3 protein-coding genes and 1 pseudogene are annotated in these 2,084 nt (G+C 59.7%); 2 read left to right on the top strand and 2 right to left on the bottom strand.

Annotated features, from left to right (window positions below; genetic code table 11):
* A pseudogene (locus EN984_RS39100) lies at positions 1-118 on the top strand (gamma-glutamylcyclotransferase); the annotation flags it as partial.
* Positions 119-130: 12 nt separating this feature from the next.
* On the opposite strand, the gene EN984_RS32335 reads toward EN984_RS39100, so the two are convergent.
* Positions 131-937, bottom strand: a complete 807-nt coding sequence (locus EN984_RS32335) for an extensin family protein (protein WP_127270418.1) — start codon at positions 935-937, stop codon at positions 131-133.
* A gap of 172 nt (positions 938-1,109) precedes the next feature.
* Between EN984_RS32335 and EN984_RS32330 the strand changes: the two genes are divergently transcribed.
* On the top strand, positions 1,110-1,379 hold the full coding sequence (locus EN984_RS32330) for a hypothetical protein (RefSeq protein WP_127270419.1): 270 nt from the start codon (positions 1,110-1,112) through the stop codon (positions 1,377-1,379).
* Positions 1,380-1,409: 30 nt separating this feature from the next.
* On the opposite strand, the gene EN984_RS32325 is transcribed toward EN984_RS32330, so the two are convergent.
* A partial coding sequence (locus tag EN984_RS32325; RefSeq protein WP_206517535.1) for an extensin family protein occupies positions 1,410-2,084 on the bottom strand: 675 nt, incomplete at its 5' end.

Below are 2,084 nucleotides of genomic sequence, written 5' to 3'. Positions count from 1 at the left end.
GTATTTGTTCAGGACCGTGAGCAAGCTTGAAGAGAGCGGCATCCGCGACCGGAATCTCTGGCGCATCCAGGACTTGGTTGCACGGCAGATCGCCGCTTCAACCGGTGGCGCCGATTAGGCTGATCTCTTCCTAACGGCAGGCGCGATAACCGTTTTTGCGGTTCTTGATGTCGAAATGGAAATGGTTGCGGTGGTCGTAATTGTAGCCGGGGCCGAGCACGGTGGTGAAGTACTGGCAGCCGTCGGCGCGCACATTGTTGAGGAAGCCGCGGGTGCGGAAAGCGAACAGGCCGGGCTTACGCACGTCAATGTCGTCGCCATTGTTGAGTTCGATGCTCATGACGTCGAGCGCATTTCCCTTGCCATGCTCGGACAGGACACCTTCGCCGGCAATCCTGCGGCAGGAATAGCTGGAGCCCTGGTGGATGGTCTTGACGCCGGAGAAATAGCGCCAGCGGGCGGAGGGGACGAGCTCGTTCTTCGTCCAGCCGGCAAAGGTGGCGGCCATGTCGCAGGTCAGGGTTGCCGCGGGTTTCATCTGGATGTTGCCGATGGCCGAAACCTTGACCGGATAATCGATGCCGCACTGGCCTTCATGGATCGGCGCCAGGTCGGTGTAGGCGACATCGAGACGCTTCAATTGCTGCCGGCAGTCGGTTTCGCTGGCCGGCATCTGCTCGACGGGCGACATCGGCTCGTCCATGCGCGGATAAGCGGCCTGCGTCATGTATGGATTGGAAGGGACAAGCTTCTGCATGCCGGCATATTGCGGCACGGCAGCCGTCTGCGCGCCGACGTCGACGGCCGGCTGCAGCGACAGCACACTGCCGGTGTTGCAGGCGGAAAGCGCCGCCAGCGCCAGGCCGGCGGTCAGCATTGCTGCATATTTTGTCTGGCGCGCGGTGGCGAAAAACACGGCCCGAAATTTGCCGGCCATTGGCGGAATCCCGTTGATGGATATCCGGCATTTTAACGATCAAGGGTAAAGGAAAACTCAGCGCCCGCGTTCATGCCTGCGGCCGAATTGCGGCACGCGGATCATCGGCGAGGGCAATTCATCTTCGACAAGGCGCCTACTAGTTTTATAATAATTGCGGTTGGAGGGGTAAATGTCGATCTGGCGTACGATAAAACGGTTCTTCACCGCCCGGGATCTGCGTGAAGTGTATGTAACTTTACGCAGGAGTCCCTATTCGTTTGCCTTTCTTCTGAAGCTGGACAGGGATCAGCAGAAGTATGTTGTGGTTCAATTCCGGCATAAAAGTTTCGTCCAAGAGACTTGCAGCATGAGTATCGAAGATTTTGATGATTTTACACGTGGTGTTTTGATCATGAGGGCCGAGATCGACAAGCCGCTCCCGCCGAGCGCTCTGCAATAGATTTAGCCCAATTCCTGAGTGCGCTTTCGGCTATTGGCAGAACGTCCCGCCATGCCGTCTCGGTTCGAGATCGAGATGGAAATGCAGGGAGTGATCGGCATCGGCGCCCGGACCGAGCACCGTCTTGAAGGGTCCACAGGCGGCCTTGCGCACGGCATTGAGGAATTTGGCGTCCTTCTCCGGCGGCGCCGGGCCGACCTCGATCTTCTTGCCGTCCGACAGCGTGAAGCTGGCGATGTCGAGCGCGTTGCCGAACGCGTGTTCCGACAGTTTTCGGGTGCCGTTGCGTGGCCGGCAGACAAAGGCCGATGCCTGGCCGATCGATTTCAGGTCCTCACCGAATTCGGCTTTCGCCGCCGGCTGGATGACATCGGCGGCAAAACGCGCCGTCGCCTCGGCCATCTTGCAATTGAGCTCGGTGCCGGGGCCGATGGCGACGGACTTTCCAAGGTTCTTCAGCACGATGGGGTATGGGATCGAACAGCCGATTTCGGGCTGGCTTTCCGCCTTGTGTTCTTCGAATTCGACGCCGAGCGTCTTCAGTCGTTCGCGGCAGGCGACTTCCTCGGCTGGCATTTTCTCGTCGGGCAGATCGGCCGAGCGCGGATCGGGCAGCATCTTCTTCTCGTCCGCGTCCGCCGGCTTTTGCGACGGCTGCGGGCCAACGTTGGGCGGCTGAGCCTCGGGCTCCGCGATGTCGGGTTT

This window comes from Mesorhizobium sp. M7A.F.Ca.CA.004.12.1.1 (assembly GCF_003997835.1).
Classification (GTDB): domain Bacteria; phylum Pseudomonadota; class Alphaproteobacteria; order Rhizobiales; family Rhizobiaceae; genus Mesorhizobium.
Note: the sequence above shows the minus strand (reverse complement) of the source record. Positions and strands in the feature narration are given on the sequence as shown.

What these genes read in the sequence shown, in the direction of transcription:
- EN984_RS32335 (WP_127270418.1), bottom strand. Translation starts at nt 937, where the DNA reads ATGGCCGGCAAATTTCGGGCCGTGTTTTTCGCCACCGCGCGCCAGACA.
- EN984_RS32330 (WP_127270419.1), top strand. Translation starts at nt 1,110, where the DNA reads ATGTCGATCTGGCGTACGATAAAACGGTTCTTCACCGCCCGGGATCTG.